Source organism: Streptomyces sp. STR69 (assembly GCF_024519455.1).
GTDB lineage: Bacteria > Actinomycetota > Actinomycetes > Streptomycetales > Streptomycetaceae > Streptomyces.
Genome location: NZ_JALJRY010000015.1, coordinates 201,090 through 218,205, shown reverse-complemented (window position 1 = coordinate 218,205; position 17,116 = coordinate 201,090). Strand labels below are relative to the sequence as shown.

15 protein-coding genes are annotated in these 17,116 nt (G+C 70.2%); 8 read left to right on the top strand and 7 right to left on the bottom strand.

Going from position 1 to position 17,116, the window contains the following annotated elements; translation table 11 throughout:
• Nucleotides 1-10: 10 nt before the first annotated feature.
• The 5 genes from OC490_RS27655 to OC490_RS27635 form a co-directional block, all read right to left on the bottom strand.
• The gene (locus OC490_RS27655) at nucleotides 11-1,921 is read right to left on the bottom strand and encodes a hypothetical protein (protein WP_262060721.1); all 1,911 of its coding nucleotides are present in this window, start codon (nucleotides 1,919-1,921) and stop codon (nucleotides 11-13) included.
• Between the two features lie 297 nt (nucleotides 1,922-2,218).
• The gene (locus OC490_RS27650) at nucleotides 2,219-3,007 is read right to left on the bottom strand and encodes an SDR family NAD(P)-dependent oxidoreductase (protein WP_262060720.1); all 789 of its coding nucleotides are present in this window, start codon (nucleotides 3,005-3,007) and stop codon (nucleotides 2,219-2,221) included.
• Nucleotides 3,008-3,021: 14 nt separating this feature from the next.
• Nucleotides 3,022-4,341, bottom strand: a complete 1,320-nt coding sequence (gene hisD / locus OC490_RS27645) for a histidinol dehydrogenase (protein ID WP_262060719.1) — start codon at nucleotides 4,339-4,341, stop codon at nucleotides 3,022-3,024.
• Between the two features lie 18 nt (nucleotides 4,342-4,359).
• The gene (locus tag OC490_RS27640) at nucleotides 4,360-5,295 is read right to left on the bottom strand and encodes a VOC family protein (protein WP_262060718.1); all 936 of its coding nucleotides are present in this window, start codon (nucleotides 5,293-5,295) and stop codon (nucleotides 4,360-4,362) included.
• On the bottom strand, nucleotides 5,292-6,263 hold the full coding sequence (locus OC490_RS27635; protein ID WP_262060717.1) for a fumarylacetoacetate hydrolase family protein: 972 nt from the start codon (nucleotides 6,261-6,263) through the stop codon (nucleotides 5,292-5,294). The genes OC490_RS27640 and OC490_RS27635 overlap by 4 nt, the downstream gene beginning before the upstream one ends.
• A 228-nt stretch (nucleotides 6,264-6,491) precedes the next feature.
• On the opposite strand from OC490_RS27635, the gene OC490_RS27630 reads away from it, so the two are divergent.
• From OC490_RS27630 to OC490_RS27595, 8 genes are all read left to right on the top strand, one after another.
• On the top strand, nucleotides 6,492-6,797 hold the full coding sequence (locus tag OC490_RS27630) for an antibiotic biosynthesis monooxygenase family protein (RefSeq protein WP_262060716.1): 306 nt from the start codon (nucleotides 6,492-6,494) through the stop codon (nucleotides 6,795-6,797).
• Nucleotides 6,798-6,835: 38 nt separating this feature from the next.
• Nucleotides 6,836-7,960, top strand: coding sequence for an FAD-dependent monooxygenase (locus tag OC490_RS27625; RefSeq protein ID WP_262060715.1), 1,125 nt, complete (start codon nucleotides 6,836-6,838; stop codon nucleotides 7,958-7,960).
• Nucleotides 7,957-8,964 carry an amidohydrolase family protein gene (locus OC490_RS27620; RefSeq protein ID WP_262060714.1) on the top strand — a complete coding sequence of 336 codons (1,008 nt, stop codon included), beginning with the start codon at nucleotides 7,957-7,959 and terminating at the stop codon, nucleotides 8,962-8,964. The genes OC490_RS27625 and OC490_RS27620 overlap by 4 nt, the downstream gene beginning before the upstream one ends.
• Nucleotides 8,961-9,941: a cyclase family protein gene (locus OC490_RS27615; protein ID WP_262060713.1), complete on the top strand. Its 981-nt coding sequence runs from the start codon at nucleotides 8,961-8,963 to the stop codon at nucleotides 9,939-9,941. The genes OC490_RS27620 and OC490_RS27615 overlap by 4 nt, the downstream gene beginning before the upstream one ends.
• 8 nt (nucleotides 9,942-9,949) lie before the next feature.
• Entirely contained in the window at nucleotides 9,950-11,320 is a 1,371-nt protein-coding gene (locus OC490_RS27610) for an FAD-binding oxidoreductase (protein WP_262060712.1), read from the top strand.
• 3 nt (nucleotides 11,321-11,323) lie between these two features.
• Complete coding sequence (locus OC490_RS27605; protein ID WP_262060711.1) at nucleotides 11,324-12,280, top strand: fumarylacetoacetate hydrolase family protein; 957 nt, start codon at nucleotides 11,324-11,326, stop codon at nucleotides 12,278-12,280.
• A gap of 160 nt (nucleotides 12,281-12,440) precedes the next feature.
• A complete protein-coding gene (locus tag OC490_RS27600) occupies nucleotides 12,441-13,433 on the top strand; it encodes a LysR family transcriptional regulator (RefSeq protein WP_262060710.1) in 993 nt (330 codons plus the stop codon).
• Nucleotides 13,434-13,471: 38 nt separating this feature from the next.
• On the top strand, nucleotides 13,472-14,242 hold the full coding sequence (locus OC490_RS27595) for an SDR family NAD(P)-dependent oxidoreductase (protein WP_262060709.1): 771 nt from the start codon (nucleotides 13,472-13,474) through the stop codon (nucleotides 14,240-14,242).
• A 49-nt stretch (nucleotides 14,243-14,291) separates the two neighbouring features.
• Here the strand turns inward: OC490_RS27595 and OC490_RS27590 are convergent, their stop codons facing one another.
• The gene (locus OC490_RS27590) at nucleotides 14,292-16,091 is read right to left on the bottom strand and encodes an FAD-dependent oxidoreductase (protein ID WP_262060708.1); all 1,800 of its coding nucleotides are present in this window, start codon (nucleotides 16,089-16,091) and stop codon (nucleotides 14,292-14,294) included.
• A 55-nt stretch (nucleotides 16,092-16,146) separates the two neighbouring features.
• Nucleotides 16,147-17,112, bottom strand: coding sequence for a zinc-binding alcohol dehydrogenase family protein (locus OC490_RS27585; RefSeq protein ID WP_262060707.1), 966 nt, complete (start codon nucleotides 17,110-17,112; stop codon nucleotides 16,147-16,149).
• Between the last annotated feature and the right edge of the window lie 4 nt (nucleotides 17,113-17,116).

Sequence of the window (17,116 nt, the reverse complement as noted above, 5' to 3'; positions counted from 1 at the left end):
CCGAAGCGACTTACCCGACGGTCAGCGCGAGCGCGCCGGTGTAGGTCTGGCCGGCCGTGATGGCCGTGGCCGTCCCGTCGACCGTCAGCGTGACCTTCTTGCCCCTGGGCGCCTTGACGGTCGCGTCGGCGGCGAGGGCGAGCCGGGTCAGGTACGAGGTGCCGGTGACCGTCCACGTCGAGCCGCTGTTCAGCTGCACGATCGCGCCGTTGTTGACGGCGGCTCCCACGGTGTTGGTGACGATGCCCAGCTCGTAGAAGGTCGACGCGTCGATGCTGGAGACGCGGTGCTTGGCCGTCGTCGCGGAGATGACGCCCTCGACGCTCGCGTCCTCGAAGGTGAGGACCATGTTCTTGCCCTTGCGCATGCCGTTGTAGAAGTCGCCCTTCAAAGCTATGGAGTTGAAGGTGGCGGCTCCGTCGGTGGTGTGCACGGCGGTCGGGTCGAAGCTCGCGTCCTTCGCCGGGTCGCCGGTGGGTTCGGTGTAGACGCCGATGTTCATCATCTTGCCGTTGACCGGCACCGGGCCCGGGTCGTCCAGCTCGATCATCTGGAGGATGATCCCGTCGCGCGGGTTGAGCCGGGCGCCCTGGGAGCCGTCGACGCTGATCGTGGTCTGCTGGCCCTTGTTGAGGAAGGTGGCCCGCTCGGAGTTGATCACCGTCCCGCCGTCGAGGGTGAGTTGGCCGGTCCCGAAGAACATGTAGCCGAAGTGACCGGAGTCCACGACCGTCCTGCGCACCGGGATCGCCGCCAACTCGCCCTTGGACAGCCCGAGTTCCAGCTCGGTGTTGAGCGCGGAGACGGCGGACCTGGTGCTGTCGCCGTAGTGCACGACGGCCGCCGGGCCCGCGATGATGGTCGCGTAGCTGCCGACGTCGAGCCGGGAGCCGAGCACCCGCACGGTCGCGTCACCGATGGCGTAGGTGCCGTAGCCGTACTCCCCCGTGTTGCCGAAGTGGCTGTTGATCGCGGTCAGTTTGAGTCCGCTGCCGCCCTCGACCGACAGGGCGCCCCAAGTCTCCGAGAAGATCGTGGAGTTGAGGTAGGTGGCCTTGCTGTTCTTGCCGATCAGGTTGGTGGCGCGGACATTGCCGTCGAGACCGAGCATCCAGGGCACGGACTCCATGTACGGCGTTTCCACGGTGGCTTGGTAGTCGGCGGGCAGTACGCCGTTGCGGGTGCGGAGAAGCGAGTCCTTGACGATGACGTTGGCGCCGTCGTCGGCGATGACGGCGGTGCGGACCACTCCCCTGGTGTCGATCCGGGCGCCGTCCACGACCAGCGTGGTGGCCGAGCCGTCGCCGACCACTGCGGCGCCGTAGCCCGCGAAGTCCGAACGGCCGTTGCCAGTAAGGGAGATGGTGGGCCGGTCGAGCGTGAAGGTGGCGTCCCGGACGTACACGCCGTCGAAGCACTCGCCGGTCGAGGTGATCGACACGTTTCTGGCGTAGGCGTCGGTGAGCTTGCCGCCGAGGACGGCCGCGAGGACGGACTTGTCCTTGACCACGCCGTCGCCGTCGACGTACACCGCCTGCCGGAACGGGAAGGTGAGCGTCTGGTACGTCACCTCGTTGGCCGCGGCGACGGTCAGGACCACATCGCCCCGGTAGGTGCCGGCCTGGATCAGGGTGGCCGTGGCGCCGGTGGCGGTGAGCAGCTGGCCGGTCTCCACGCCGTCGACGGTCAGCGAGAGGCTGGAGCCGTCCGGGGCGACGATCTTCCCGCCTGCCGCGATGGTCAGTTCGCTCACGCGGGTGGTCGCGGCGACCGTGTACGTCTCACCGGATCCGACCGAGATCCGGGTGCCCGAAGCCTTCTTGGCCGTCGGCGCGGCGGTCGCGGAGACCGCCGGCACCAGTACGGCTCCGGCCGTGGCGGTACCGGCGATCAGGACCGAGCGTCGGGTGATCAGCGTCATTGCTTGCCTTCCCAGGGATCGATGCGCCGTTGCGCAGTGTGACCGGCCGGCCGTCGAACGCGGTATGCGGACGGGCCCGGCGGCGGCACCGAAGGTGCGCACGAGGGAGTGAAGCAGCCCTGAGAACCAGGGAATAGGCGGGCGGCAGACGCATATGGGAGTCCGATGCCTCGGATCACGCCGACCATTTCATGGCGGTCACACAGAGTCGTCATAGGGAGTCAACGCCCGTGCGTACGCCGGTGAGGCGGGCGGCTCACGGGCCGTCCACCTCACCGTTTCCCGGACGCTGTTCGGCTATGCCGGGGCGATCATCCCCGCCGAGAGGTCGATGTCCGCCCCGCACAGGCCGGGCATCGCGAGCATCGCCACCAACGCCTGCGCGACCTCGTGCTCCTCGACGAGTCGGCCGAGGGCGGCCCGGGAGGCGAAGTCGCGTTCGGCCTCGGCGACCGTGCAGCCGGTGAGTTCCGCGGTGAGCCGGAAGTTGCGGTCCATCCGCGGGCCCCGAACCGGGCCCGGTGAGAGGGAGTTGACCGCGATCCCGCGCGGCCCGACCTCCCCGGCGAGGGTCCGGGTCAGGCCGAGCAGCGCCATCTTGGAGGCCGTGTACGGGGTGCGGTTGAGGAGGGGGCGTTTGCCGCTGACCGAGGCGACGTTGACGATGTCGCCGCGTCCGGCCGCGAGCATCGGCGGCAGGAAGGCCCGGCACATCAGATAGACGCCCCGGACGTTGGCGGCGAACACGTCGTCCCACTCGTCCGGCTCGATGTCGACGAGGGGCCGGACAGGTCCTGCGACTCCGGCGTTGTTGACGAGCAACGACACGTCCTCGTCGGCGAGTTGGGCGGCCAGGGCACTGACGGCGGAAGGGTCGGAGACGTCGCACACTCCCGTACGGGCCTGTCCACCGTCCTTGACCACATGTGCCGCCGCCTCCGCGAGCGCCGTCTCGTTGCGGCCGACCAGGATCACCCGGGCGCCGGCGTCCGCGAGGGTGAGCGCGAAGGCGCGCCCCAGTGGTCCGCCGCCGCCCGTGATCAGTGCCGTACGACCGTCCAGGGCCCTGCGGCGGTCCGACGTCACGGGGTGCTCCGAGGTCACGGAGTGTTCCAGGGCAGCTCGTCACCCGCGGCCTTCGCGGCGCGTACGTCACCGGAGCGCGCGTGTCCCTCGAACAGCTCGACACGGGCCGCCCGCCCGCACAAGCGGCCCAGCAGCGCCTGGGAGTCGGTGTCGGTGACCTCCTGATAGGTGACCGTCTTGAGGTACTTCCCCACCCACAGGCCGCCGGTGTAGCGCGCGGCACCACGTGTGGGCAGCACATGGTTCGTGCCGATCACCTTGTCGCCGAACGACACACACGTGCCCTCGCCGAGGAACAGGGCGCCGTACTGGGTCATGCGCTCCAGCGCGAGGCGTGGTTCGGCGGTCAGCACCTCGACGTGCTCGAAGGCGAACTCGTCGGCGAGGGCGTACAGCTCGTCGAGGGTGTCGACGACATGGACCTGTCCGTGATCGCGCCAGGCGGGCCCGGCGAAGTCGCGGGTGGGCATGCCCGGCAGCAGGCGTTCCACCTCGGCGATCGTCTTCTCGGCGACCTCGCGGGAGGTGGTGATGAGGACGGCCGGGGAGTCCGGGCCGTGCTCGGCCTGCGAGAGCAGGTCGACGGCGCACACGAACGGGTCGGCCTGGTCGTCGGCCAGGACGAGTATCTCGGTCGGTCCGGCGAACAGGTCGATGCCGATCTCCCCGAAGAGCTGCCGTTTGGCCTCGGCGACATAGGCGTTGCCGGGTCCGGCGATGAGGTTCACCGGCCGCATCGTGTCCGTCCCGACGGCCATGGCGGCCACCGCCTGCACTCCGCCGAGCAGCCAGATCTCGTCGGCACCCGCGAGATGCATGGCGGCCACGGTGGCGGCCGGGATCTCGCCGTGGATGGGCGGTGTGCAGGCGACCACGCGCGGTACGCCCGCGACCTTGGCGGTGACGATGGTCATGTGGGCGGAGGCGGTGAGCGGGTAGCGGCCACCGGGGATGTAGGCGCCCGCCGCCTGCACGGGGATGTGCTTCTGCCCGAGCCTCACACCGGGAAGGGTCTCGACCTCGAACTCCCGCAAGGAGTCCAGCTGGTGGCGGGCGAAGGTGCGCACCTGGTCCTGGACGAATCGGATGTCGTCGATGACCTGCTGCGGCACCGACGCGACGATCTTCTCGACCTCCTCGTCGGACAGCCGGAAGGACTCCGGGGTCCACTTGTCGAACTTCTCGGAGTAGGCGCGCACCGCGTCGTCGCCGCGCTCACGGATGTCCGCGATGACGCCGGTCACGGTTTCCCGCACCTGGTCGAGGGAGGCGGTCACCTCCGCCTTGGGCACGGCGTGCTTCAGGATCGTTGCCACAACTACGGCCTCTCTCATGCGGGTTGGGTGTTCTGCTCAGACCGGCGGTGCTTCGAAGAGCACGTCGGGGTCGTTGAACTGCTCCTTGGCGACCGACTCGCTCATCGGGTCGGCGGTGCCCCACTGGTCCTGGGTGATCGGGTCGTCGACGTCATGACGGCCCGGGTGCCACAAGTCCTCTTCGAGGACGGCGAGTTCGGTCGTGTACTCGACGGTGTTGCCGTGCGGGTCGTGGAAGTAGGAGAAGGTGTTGTCACCGGCGAGATGCCGGCCGGGCCCCCAGGTGAGCCGGGTCCCCGCGCGCAGCGCCCGCCCGGTGCCTCGCATGTACTCCTCGACCCCGCGCATCTCGAACGAGGCGTGGTGCAGGGAGACATGGGGTCCCCGGGCTATCGCGAACGAATGATGGAGCGGGCTGCACCGCAGGAAGTACATGAGGTCGCCCATGTGCGCCGAGTACAGGGTGTCGGTGAGCCGGAACCCGAGGTGCTGGACGTAGAAGTCCCGAAGCCCCTCCGGGTCCTGGGAGTTGACCACACAGTGCGAGAGCCGGACGGGGATCGCCTCGCGCTCCTCGATCCTGCGGTGGGTGCGGGTGGCGACGTCGGCGGAGACCTCGACGACCCGCCCGTCCGGATCGAAGAACCGGAAGCCGTAGCCACCGCCCGGGGTGTCCAACGCACCGGGCTCACCGAGGAGTTGGACACCGGCCCGCCCCAGCCGCCCGTGCAACGCGTCGACGGCCTCCGGTGAGACGGCCCCGAAGGCGACCAGGTCCATCCGCTTCCGCTGGTCCTCGCGGATGCGGACGATGTACTGCTCGGGGCTGCCCTCGGCGGCGAAGAAGGCGACACCGCCGTCGCCTGCGACCTCGGTCAGGCCCCACGTCGTGCCGTAGAAGGCGCGCTGGCGGGCGAAGTCCGGTACGGCCAGGTCGACATGGCGCAGATGGGTGATGGGCTGGAAGGTCACTGTCCGCTCCTGACGGTGTTGCGCTGGTGGCCCAGGCCGGTGATCTCCGACTCGACGACGTCGCCGGGCTTCAGGAAGACGCCCCAGTGCGCGCCGTTGCCGGCCGGTGAACCGGTGAGCAACAGGTCGCCGGGGCGCAGGGTGGTGGTCGTGGAGACGTAGGCGATGAGCCGTGGGATGTCGAAGATCATGTCCTTCGTCGACTCGTCCTGGCGGACAACTCCGTTGTGGCGCAGGGTGATCCGCAGGTCCCCGGGGTCGCCGACGAAGGCGGCCGGTACCAGGAAGGGCCCGGTCGGCAGGAAGGTGTCGGCGTTCTTCGCGGTGAACCAGTCGGTGCCGATGGCCTTGAGGTCGGGCCGGTAGAGACGGTCGCGGGTGGTGAGGTCGTTCGAGATCGTGTATCCGGCGACGTACTCCATGGCCTCCTCGGCCGGGATGTTCTTGCCCGGCTTGCCGATGACGAGGGCGAGTTCGAGTTCCCAGTCGTGCTGTTCGCCGAGCGCGGGGAGCACGATGTCGTCGTAGGGGCCGCTGATCGCGCGCGGGGAGCCGAGGAAGACGTACGGCACTCCGTTGCGGGCGCGTTCGTCCATCATCAACTCGGCGTCGGCGCGGGCCTCTTCGGGGGTGGCGCCGTGCACGCTCTCCTTCTCGGCGGCGACCAGATCGACCACATGCTTGCGGTAGTTGGCGCCACTCTGCAGGACCTGGCCCGGCTCGATCGGGGTCAGGACGCACAGTGCGGCCAGCTCGTACCAGGAGCCGGTGTCGTCCATCGACGTAGCGAGGTCGCCGAGCCGGGGCAGCCAGTCGGCCCAGTCCTCGACGAGCGCCCGGACCGACGGCACGAGGTCGGAGAGGTCGCGCACTCGGGAACCGGTGACCAGGCCGGGGAAGACCGCCGCGCCGGAGGCGAACGTACCGAGGGCGAAGGGTCCGGCATGGGTGGGCTGTTGATCGGGCACGGCGCTCTCCTCGTACGGGTGGGGGCTCGCCCTCGACGCTAGGCAGCCCGGGGACCCGGCGGAAATGGCGATCCGCGATGCCTGCCATCACCGGCCGCGCGGGCCCTCAACTGCGGCTCCATCGCCGTACGGGATGCATGACGTCCCCCTTGGCGATGCCTCGATCCGTTGACCGTGGATCGACCGCCCACGCAGGCTCGGAGCACCCACTTTCCCGAGGAGAAGAACGTGATAGTCGAGCATGCCGAGCTGACCGTCGAGGCGGGTCGGGAGCGGGAGTTCGCGGAGGTGTTCGGCAAGGCCCGGGAGGTGCTGGCCGAGGCCGACGGGTTCCGCTGGGCCGAGTTGCTGCGCGGGGCCGAACGGCCGGGAGTCTTCCTGCTGTTGGTCGGCTGGGACTCGGTCGAGGCACACATGGTCGGCTTCCGGGAGTCCGAGCCCTTCGCGCGCTGGCGGGCCCTGGTCGGACCGTTCTTCGCCGAACCGCCGGCCGTCGAGCACTTCCACGAACTCGGGCCGCGCTTCTTCCGGTGACCCCCCACTCCTTTCTTCTACGTTCGCAAGGATCGCCCATGCCCGTACAGAAGGTGCTCGTCGTCGGCGGCGGCATCACCGGTAGCGTGCTGTGTCTCGCGCTCGCCCAACGGGGCGCCGAGGTGGAGCTCGTCGAGATCTCTCCGCAGTGGTTCGGTGTGGGCCATGGCATCACCGTCCAGGGCAACGCGCTCAAGGCGCTGCGTTCCGTGGGTGTCCTGGACCGGGTACTCGCCCGGGCGGTGCCGTTCGACGTCATGCGGCTGCGCTCGGCCGACGGCGGGCTGATCACCGAGTTGGACACCCCGCACACGGGCGGGCCCGAACTGCCGTCCACGGCGGGCGCGTTGCGCTCGGATCTGCAGGACGCGCTCTGCGACGCGGTGCGCGGGCACGGGGTGCGGGTGCGGCTCGGGCTGAGCGTGGACCGGCTCGACCAGGCGCCCGGCCATGTGGACGTGACCTTCATTGACGGTACGACCGGCCGCTACGACCTCGTCGTGGGCGCCGACGGCATCAACTCTGCGATGCGCGCACTGATCGGCATCGACGCCAAGCCCCGTCCCGTCGGCATGTCGATCTTCCGGGTCGTCGCGGACCGTCCGGCCGAGATGGACTGCGCCGAGGTGTACTACGGCGGGCCCCGCTTCAAGGCCGGCTACAGCCCGATCTCGCCGGACCAGTGCTACGCCTACCTCCTCGACGAAAACCTCGACACCTCGCTCATCGGCCCGCGCGCCCCGCTCTCCCTGCTGCGCGAGCGCGGCGCCGGGTACGGCGGGACCTGGGGGAAGATCCTCGCCTCGCTGCCCGACGACACGGCGGTCGACTACCGCTGGATCGAGGCGATCCTCGTCGACGAGCCCTGGCACCGGGGCCGCGCGATGGTCATCGGCGACGCCGCACACGCCTGCCCGCCGCTGATCGCACAGGGCGCGGCGATGTGCATGGAGGACGCGGTGTTGCTGGCCGAGCTGGTGACGGCGGACGAGCCGACGGACCAGGCCCTGGACCGCTTCATGGCCAGACGGCTCCCCCGGGTGCGGATGGTCCTGGAGAACTCCCTGCGGCTCGCCGACTGGGAGATCCACCCGGGCACGCCCGGCGCCGACCCGGCCCGCATCATGTCGGAGACGCTGGACAACCTGACGGCGGCGGCATGACCGGCTCGCCGGTGGTCGACTTCCACGGCCACCTCGCCGTCCCCGCCGCCGACGCCCTGGTCGCGGGCACCCCGGGTCTCGCCGCCGAACTGGCCTCGGAGCAGCGCGCCCACTCCCCCGCGTCCCTGGCCGTCAATCGTGCCCAACTCCAGCGGCTGGCAGGCAGGTTGACGGACGTCACCACCCGCCTCGCGGACCTCGACGCGATGGGCGTCGACATCCAGGTGGTCGGCCCGATGCCGATGCATCACTACTGGGCGGACCAGGATCTCGCGATCCGGCTCGCCCGTACCGTCAACGAGGCCGTGGCCGCCCACTGTGCCACCGCGCCGGACCGGCTGTTCGGCCTGGGCACCGTTCCGCTCCAACACCCGGACCTGGCGGTCGCGTTGCTGGACCAGGCGGTCAACGACCATGGCCTGTACGGCATCAGCGTCTCCACGACGGTCGACGGCCGCGAACTGGCCGACCCCGCACACGACACGGTGTGGCAGCGGGCCGAGGAACTCGGCGCGGTCGTGTTCATCCACCCCTGGGGCTGCTCCCTCGGCGAACGCCTGGCGACCAACTACCTGGGAAACACGGTCGGTCAGCCGGTGGAGACGGCGGTCGCGCTCTCACATCTCATCTTCACCGGTGTCCTGGACCGCTTCCCGCGACTGAAGCTGGTGGCGGCGCACGGCGGCGGCTATCTGCCGACGTACATCGGCCGCTCGGACCACGCCTGGCGGGTACGCCAAGACGCGCGCGGCAGTGCCGAGTTGCCCAGCTCCTATCTGCGCCGGATGTGGTTCGACGCGCTGGTGTACACCCCGCGCGCACTGCGCCGGCTGGTCGAGGAGGTGGGCGCGGACCGGGTCGTCCTCGGCACCGACCATCCCTTCGACATGGGAGTCGACGACCCGGTGGCCCGCCTGGACTCGGCCGGGTTCGCCCCCGCCGACCGGGCCGCGATCGCCGGGGGCAACGCCCTCGACCTGCTGTGGAAAGGACACACCCGATGACGACCCGCCCCGCCCTCGGCCCGATCGAGGAAGAACTCGCCAAGGCCCGTGCCGCCTACCGCAATTGGGGCCGCTGGGGTGAGGACGACGTGCTCGGCACCCTGAACTTCATCGACGACGCGATCCGCGCCCACGCGGTGGGCCTGGTGCGGCGGGGGCGGTCCTTCTCGCTCGCCCAGGAGTTCAACGAGTCCGGCCCGCAGCGCGGTTTCCGCGGCCGTATCAACCCGGTGCACTACATGAAGGACACCGGTTCCGACGCGGCGGCCGGCACCCAGGGTTTCCCGCACGGCTTCGGCGGCGCCGACGACCACATCGTGATGCCCCTGCAGGCCTCGACGCAGTGGGACGGTCTGGGCCACATCTACGACAACAAGCAGGCGTGGAACGGCCGTCCGTGCACCATCGTCAACGGCGACGGCGACTCGGTCACCGGCATCGAGCACATGAAGGACGCCTTCACCAGCCGCGGAGTCCTCCTGGACGTGGGCCGAGCGGTCGGCGACGAGCACGGTGAACTCCCGGACGGATTCGCCATCCTGGAGGAGCATCTGCGCGCCACCATCGAGGCGCAGGGCGCCACGAGTTCGGTCCGGCGCGGCGACCTCGTCCTGATCCGCACCGGCCAACTCGGCCGCGTACGACGCCTCGGCGCGTGGGGCGGCTACGCCGCCGGGGACGCGCCCGGCCTCTCCTTCACCACCCTCGGCTGGCTGCACCGCACCGAGATCGCGGCGATCGCCTCCGACACCTGGGGACTTGAGGTACGGCCCTACGAGTTCCCACAGCCCGCGATGTCCCCGCTGCACCAGATAGCGATCCCCAACATGGGCCTCCCGCTGGGCGAGATGTGGGACCTGGAGGCACTGGCCGAGGACTGCGCGGCCGACGGCGTCCACGAGTTCCTGCTGGTCGCCGCGCCGTTGCCGGTGACCGGCGCGGTGGGCGCCCCCGTCAACCCGATCGCGATCAAGTGAGTACGCCCTTGAACCTGAACCGATTCTCCGGCACCCTCCACCTCCCCGACGACGAGGACTTCGAGACGGCGTGCTTCGCCCGGGTCTTCAACGCCCGTCGCCCGTACGACCGTTCACCGGCGGCCGTCCTGATGGCCGAATCGGAGCAGGACGTGGTGGAGGGGGTACGGCTGGCTCTGGAGCGGGGCTGGCAGGTCGCCGTCCGTTCCGGCGGGCACAGTTGGGCCGCCTGGTCGGTGCGCGAGGACGCGCTGCTGATCGACCTCGAGGGCTTTCGCGAGATGGTGTACGACCCGGGAACGGGGATCGTGACGGCCACCCCCAGCGTCAAGGGCGGCGACGAACTCAACCCGTATCTCGGCGAGTTCGGCCGCTTCTTCAACGGCGGGCACTGCCCCTCCGTCGGCATCGGCGGCTTTCTGCTCCAGGGCGGGCAGGGCTGGAACGCGCGCGGCTGGGGCTGGGCAGCCGAGAACATCGTGGCCATCGATGTCGTCACCGCCGAGGGCGAGTTGGTGCGCGCCGACGAGACCCGGCACAGCGACCTCTTCTGGGCGGCACGCGGAGCGGGCCCGGGCTTCTTCGGGATCGTCACCCGCTTCCACCTGCGCACGCGCCCGCTGCCGAAGTACCTCGGACACACCGTGCACGCGTATCCGCTGGACCTGTTCGACGAGGTCATGACCTGGCTGCACGGCATGCACCACACGGTCTCGGACCTGGTGGAGATCGTCGCGCTCACGCAGACACCGCCCGACCTCGACGAACCGGTGCTGCTGGTCACGGGCGTGTCGATGACCGACACCGCCGAGCAGGCCGCCGAGGCGTTGGCACCCCTGCACGCCAACCCGTACGCGGACCGGGCCCTGTTCCGCGTCGAGGCCCAACAGACCACGTTCGCCGAGCAGTTGGCTGGACAGCGCACCGCCAACCCCGAGGGCCACCGCTACCTGGTCGACAACGCCTGGCTGTCCGGCCCGGCCGAGGAGGTCGTACCGGCGATCCGCAGGGCGTTCACCGAGCAGCCCACCCGGCAGACCTTCACCATCTGGTTCTCGATGGCCCCGCTGCGCCAACTCCCCGACATGGCCTTCTCGTTGCAGTCGGAGATCTACTGCGCCACGTACGTCATCCACGACGACCCCGCGCGGGACGCGGAGTTGCGCTCCTGGCTGGACGGCGCGATGGCGGACATGCAACTGGTCACCGCCGGCCAGTACCTCGGCGACTCGGACTTCACCGTGCGGCAGTTGCGGTTCATGGGCGACGAGCAGTGGCGGCGGCTGCGGGAGATCCGGGCCGCCCGTGACCCCAAGGGGCTGTTCGCCGGCTACCTGAGCGCGGGGACCGTCACCAACACCAACCACTGGGAGCAGTGAACGATGCGTTTCGCGACATACGAGTACGAGGGCGTGGAGCGCGCCGGGGTCGTCCGGGACGGGACCGTCCATCCGCTGCCCGAGGGCGTCACCGTACTGACCCTGCTGGAGCAGGAGGTCCTGCACGCGGCGGGCACCGAAGCACTGCGGCAGCCAAGTGACTTGACGGTGGATCAGGTGCGGCTGCTGCCGCCGCTGAAGCCGCCGTCCATCCGGGACTTCGTCGGCTTCGAGGCGCACATCGAAGGGGTGTCGAAGTCCCTGGACGGACTGGAGCACGTACCCGAGGAGTGGTACCGGGCGCCCAACTTCTACTTCACCAACCCCCATGCGGCGTACGGCGCGCACGACGACGTACCGGTTCCCGCGGGCTGTTCGGTGCTCGACTTCGAGCTGGAGGTGGGGGTGGTCATCGGCCGCGCGGGACGAGATCTCACGCCGGAGCAGGCGCGTGAGCACATCGTCGGCTACCTGGTCTTCAACGACTGGTCGGCGCGGGACCTGCAGAAACCGGAGAAGAACCTCGGGCTCGGATTCTCCAAGGGCAAGGACTTCGCGAACACACTGGGCCCCTGCCTGGTCACCGCCGACGAGGTCGAGGACCGGCGCGACCCCGACGGCTTCCTCGACCTGGAGATGACCGTCACCCTCAACGGGGAGCTGATCGGCCGCGACACCCTCGCCAACGTGTCCTGGACCTTCGAGGAGATGATCGCCTACGCCTCCCGGGACGCCTGGGTGCGCCCCGGGGACATCCTCGGCTCGGGCACCTGCGGCTGGGGCGCACTGGCCGAGTTCTGGGGCCGGGTCGGCGAGCGCACCCCGCCGCCGCTCCGGCCCGGCGACGAGGTGACCCTCGCGGTGGAGCGCCTCGGCACCCTCTCCAACCGCGTGGTGCCCGGCCGTACGGACGTGTACCTGCCGCGCGCCCGCAAGCGCGGCCGAACGCCGAGGCCGTAGCCCCGCCCATCGGTAGGCCTTCCGACCTGCACACATCCGGGGATCCGATGGCAGCTATCGGATCCCTGTGACTTCCCTCCCGGACTCTTCCTCGGCGGGAAGGCGGTCGTTACGCTCCGGTTCCACCGAGCTTCAACGACGCGGCCGGAAGGACACACGCATGGGTCTGGGAGCAATCGACCTGAATCTTCTGGTGGCTCTGGAAGCCCTCCTGGAGGAGAAGAACGTCACCCACGCGGGGGTGCGGCTGTCCACCAGTCAGTCCGCGATGAGCGGCTCCCTGGCCCGGCTGCGGCGGCACTTCAACGACGAGTTGCTGGTGCGGGTGGGCCGCGAGTACGAGCTGACCCCGCTCGCGGAGCGGCTGCTGCCGGTCGTCCAGTCCTCCCTGCACAAAGCGGAGGAGGCCCTGTCGCTGACCAGGCACTTCGACCCCTCGCGCAGTCGGCAGCGGTTCTCGGTCGTGATGTCCGACTACGTGATGACGGTCTTCGTGGAACCCCTGCTGCGGGCCCTCGCGCAGGAGGCCCCCGGCATCCGGATCGACTTCCACCCGATCGTCATCGGGCAGCTGGAGACCGAGACGCATCTGCGCTGCCACGACCTCATGATCGTGCCGCTCGGCTATCAGCTGCCCGGTGTCAGCGAGGCCGTGATGCACGACCGGTTCGTGTGTCTCGTCGACCCGGACAACCCTCGTCTGGTGGACGGTCGACTCTCGTTGCGCGACCTCGCGGAGATGCCGCACGCGGCCTGCGCGGTCGGCAAACTCACGCCTGCGGACCGGCAGTTGGAGACCTTGGGCATCACGCCCCGGGTGCAGGTGAGCACGCCCGGCTTCAACGTGCTGCCGTTCCTGGTGGGCGGCACCGACCTGGTCGCCGTGGTCCCCGAGCGGCTCGCCCGGCGCTACGAGGGCTTCGCGCGCTGTGCCGTCGTACCGACGCCCTTCCCCGACGTACCGCTGGTGGAGGCCATGTACTGGCACCACAACCGGCACTCCGACCCGGCGCACCGCTGGCTGCGCGAGACGGTCCGGAAGGTGGGCGCGTCGCTGGACGACCCGGTGGCGCGCGACATCGCCGCCGAGATCGTCGGCGCGGATGCCACCCATGCCGATCGTGCGTTTCCGGAGCTGACCGCGGCTTCCTAGCGTGGACGGGAGACAGCCCGCATCCCCTGGAGGTAGCCGTGAGCCGCACGCGTCTGGCCGGTCGTACCGTCGTCGTCACCGGGGCCGCGCAGGGCCAGGGAGCCGCCGAGGTGGCAGCCGCGGCCCGGGAGGGGGCGACGGTGGTGGCGAGCGACGTCCTGGACGAGGCGGGCGAGAAGCTCGCCGCGTCCCTGCGCGCCGACGGCCTGGACGTCACCTATCGACACCTGGACGTGTCGTCCGAGAACGACTGGGCGGACCTCGCGGCCTCCCTCACGGAAGTGCACGGCCTGGTCAACAACGCGGGCATTCCCATGCGGGCGCGGCTCGGTGACGTCCAACTCGCCGACTGGAACCGGGCGTTCGCGGTGAACACCACGGGCGCCCTGCTCGGCATCCAGGCCCTCACCCCGCTGATGCCGACCGGTTCGTCCATCGTGAACGTCGGCTCGGTCGCGGGGCTCACCGCGCATCACGCGGTCGCGTACACGACCAGCAAGTGGGCGTTGCGCGGTCTGTCGAAGGTCGCCGCGCTGGAGCTGGCGCCGCGCGGCATCCGTACGAACGTGATCCACCCCGGCTACATCGAGACCCCGTTGATGGCGTCCGCGAACCCGGTGTTCGTCCAGGCCCATCTGTCGCTGACGCCTCAGGGTCGGGCGGGCACGGTGGACGAGGTGGCGCCGCTGGTCGTCTATCTGCTGTCGGACGAGGCGTCGTACGTCAACGGCGCGGAGATCACGGTCGACGGCGGGTACGCGGCGCACGGCGGGGTGAAGGCGATCACGAACGCGCTCGACGCCTCGTGACGGCCGTCGCCCCGGGCGGCACCGGCCGTCGTGGGTGCGGAGTCCGGCGCTACTGATCGGTGCGGTCGGTGCGGAGGTTGGCGGTCAGCCGGTTGATGCTCTTGACGGCGAGTTCGGCGAAGTTCGAGCGGGCGACGATGGCGGTCGTCTCGCCGTGCCGTCGGACGCTGCGCAGGTCGCGTTGGACCTGGCGCGAGAGCTGGTGGAGTTCGCGTTGGGCGGTGGCGAGCCGCTGCTCGGCGGCGCTTCGGGCCTGTCGGTGCTCCCGTCGGGTGCGGGGAGTGCCGGTGCCGTCGGACGAGGTCTCTGTGGGCATGGCGGTGCTCGCTTCCGTGGTGGTGGGTCGCGTCGCCGCGAGGGGGCGGACGCCGACGGTCTCCAAATAGGCTTCTACGGCGCCGAGTTCGGCCGTGTCGAGCACGGCGGCGACGTATCCGTCCGGGCGGACGAGCACCCACTGCTCGGAGGACAGTCCGTAGGCGTTCTGGACGCGGTCGCCGCTGTCGAGGATGTCGCCCCGGGTGCCGATGGTGTGGATGTGCAGGCCGGGGCGCGGTGCCGGGGCCGAGGCCTCGTCGACGTCGTGGCCGAGGAGGGTCCAGTGCGGCCCTTGGAACAGGCTGAACAGGCGGGTGGGGAGGCCGCCTGTGCCGGTTACGGGCGCGTCGGGCGCGCGGTCGCCGGCCAGTACGCCCTTGTCTCGCCCGGAAGTGCGCAGCGACAGGGGCGAGTTCAGGTAGCCGAGGTCGAGCTGACTGACTTCGCGGCCCCGGTGGATGTCGCGGTTCTTGGCCGCTTCGAGCAGCTTCTCGGACAGGCCGAGGACGGCTTCGGCGATGGGCCGGCGTTCCTGCTCGTAGGTCTCCAGCAGGGTTTCCGGGGCGCCGTCGAGTACGGCGGCGAGCTTCCAGCCGAGGTTGTAGGCGTCCTGGACGCTGGTGTTGAGGCCCTGTCCGCCGGTCGGCGGGTGGCAGTGCGCCGCGTCCCCGGTGAGGAACACGCGCCCCCGTCGATAGGTGTCGGCCAGCCGGGCGTTCATCTGGAACGCTGACGCCCAGGACACGGAGCGGATCTCGACGTCGTCGCGGCCGGTGCGTTCGCGGAGGAAGGCAGTGAGCCCCTCGGCCGAGAGGTCCAGGTCCACGTCGAAGGGGACGGGGGCCTGGAGTTGGAACATGTCGGTGCCGTAGAGCGGGCACATCGAAACCTGCCCGGCGGTGTCCTCGCCCCAGCGGTGCCAGGCGTCCGACGAAACGCCGTCCACGTACACATCGGCCACGATCGCCCGTACGCCGAGGGTCTTGCCGGGGAAGCCGATCCCGAGGGTCTTGCGGACGAAGCTCGATCCGCCGTCGGCACCGATCAAGTACCTTGCCCGTACGGCCTGTTCACTCTCCGGGGTGGCGATGCGCGCGGTCACACCGTCGCCGTCCTGGTCGAACCCGACGAGTTCATGGCCGTAGCGCGGGGCGTGCCCGAGTTCGGCCAGGCGCTCGCGCAGTCGGCGCTCGGTGAGGAACTGCGGGACGAGCAAGGGTATTTGGTACGGCTCCTCGGGCGTCGGCTCCGACATCTCCACGCCGACCTGGTCGATGGGCCCGTCGGCGGTGTAGACACGCTGGACGGGATACTCACCGCCGGAGGCGACGATCCGATCGATCACGCCGAGGTCCTCGAAGACCTCCTGACTGCGGGGCTGGATGCCCTTGCCGCGGGAGCCGGCGAACGGCTGCGGCGCCTTGTCGATCAGCAGGAAGGCGATGTTCCTGCGGGCGAGGTCGAGGGCGAGGGTCAGTCCGGCCGCGCCGGTGCCGCAGATGACGACGTCGGTGTCTGTGGTGGGGGACATGGCTCCGAGCTCCTTCGGTAATTCCAGGACGAGTTGCATGAGAGTCACGCGGGGGTCAGGGCACGAGGACGGTGCGTACGCCGGGCACCTCGGGCGCGTTCCAGGCGCTCTCGACGTCGGCGAGGGGTACCGCCTTCGCGGTGACCGCGATGCCGCCGCTCTCGATCTCCTCGACCAGGGACGGGAGTTCTTCCAGGTACGTCCTGGTGGACACCGCGCCCTGGCCGTTGCCCTGGAGCCGGAAGTTCGCCGAACGCAGTGCGACTGACGGGAGTTCGATGGTGGGACCGGCCATGGCGCCGATCTGGATCCAGTTCAGGGCGCGACCGCGGTCGGCTCGGGCCCGCAGCACCGACATGATCGCGTCACCGGCGGGCTTGCCCCACAAGTAGTCGATGACCAGGTCGACTTCGGCGGCCTCCTTGGCCAGCGCCGTCGCGGTGGCCTCGGCGTCGTCGGTGAGCGCGACGGTCGCGTCCGCGCCGATTCCGAGCAGGGACGCGAGGCGGGCCCGGTCCCGTCCGGCGCCGACGACCCGCCCGGCACCGAGCCGCTTGGCGACCTGGACGGCCATCTGTCCGGCGTTGCCGGTGGCGCCGAGGATGAGCACCGACTGCCCGGCCTCGATCGGGACGCGGCGGCGCAGCGCCACCCAGGACGACATCGCGGGGTTCATCGCGGCGGCGATCTTCACGACGTCCGCGCCGTCGGGCAGCGGGATGCTGTGGCGGCTGTCGATGACGGTGCGGGTGGCCATCGGGCCGGCCAGTTCGTCATCGGCGACGAAGTACACCAGGCGGCCGTCCGCACGTCGGCCGACCCCGTCGACTCCGGGCACCATCGGCAGCTTCCCGGTGCTGGTGTAGTGGCTGCCCGACGCGCCGGTGCGCACTCGGGGATGCAGGCCCACGGCGAGGACGTCGACGACTTCCTGGTCCTCGTCGGTCGGCGCGGGCAGATCGAAGGGCTCGTAGCGGGGCGGGTTGTCGAACGAGTTGACCACTGCGGCATGGATGTCCATGGCT

What these genes read in the sequence shown, in the direction of transcription:
- OC490_RS27620 (WP_262060714.1), top strand. Translation starts at nt 7,957, where the DNA reads ATGACCGGCTCGCCGGTGGTCGACTTCCACGGCCACCTCGCCGTCCCC.
- OC490_RS27590 (WP_262060708.1), bottom strand. Translation starts at nt 16,091, where the DNA reads ATGTCCCCCACCACAGACACCGACGTCGTCATCTGCGGCACCGGCGCG.
- OC490_RS27605 (WP_262060711.1), top strand. Translation starts at nt 11,324, where the DNA reads ATGCGTTTCGCGACATACGAGTACGAGGGCGTGGAGCGCGCCGGGGTC.
- hisD (WP_262060719.1), bottom strand. Translation starts at nt 4,341, where the DNA reads ATGAGAGAGGCCGTAGTTGTGGCAACGATCCTGAAGCACGCCGTGCCC.
- OC490_RS27655 (WP_262060721.1), bottom strand. Translation starts at nt 1,921, where the DNA reads ATGACGCTGATCACCCGACGCTCGGTCCTGATCGCCGGTACCGCCACG.
- OC490_RS27615 (WP_262060713.1), top strand. Translation starts at nt 8,961, where the DNA reads ATGACGACCCGCCCCGCCCTCGGCCCGATCGAGGAAGAACTCGCCAAG.
- OC490_RS27600 (WP_262060710.1), top strand. Translation starts at nt 12,441, where the DNA reads ATGGGTCTGGGAGCAATCGACCTGAATCTTCTGGTGGCTCTGGAAGCC.
- OC490_RS27625 (WP_262060715.1), top strand. Translation starts at nt 6,836, where the DNA reads ATGCCCGTACAGAAGGTGCTCGTCGTCGGCGGCGGCATCACCGGTAGC.
- OC490_RS27585 (WP_262060707.1), bottom strand. Translation starts at nt 17,112, where the DNA reads ATGGACATCCATGCCGCAGTGGTCAACTCGTTCGACAACCCGCCCCGC.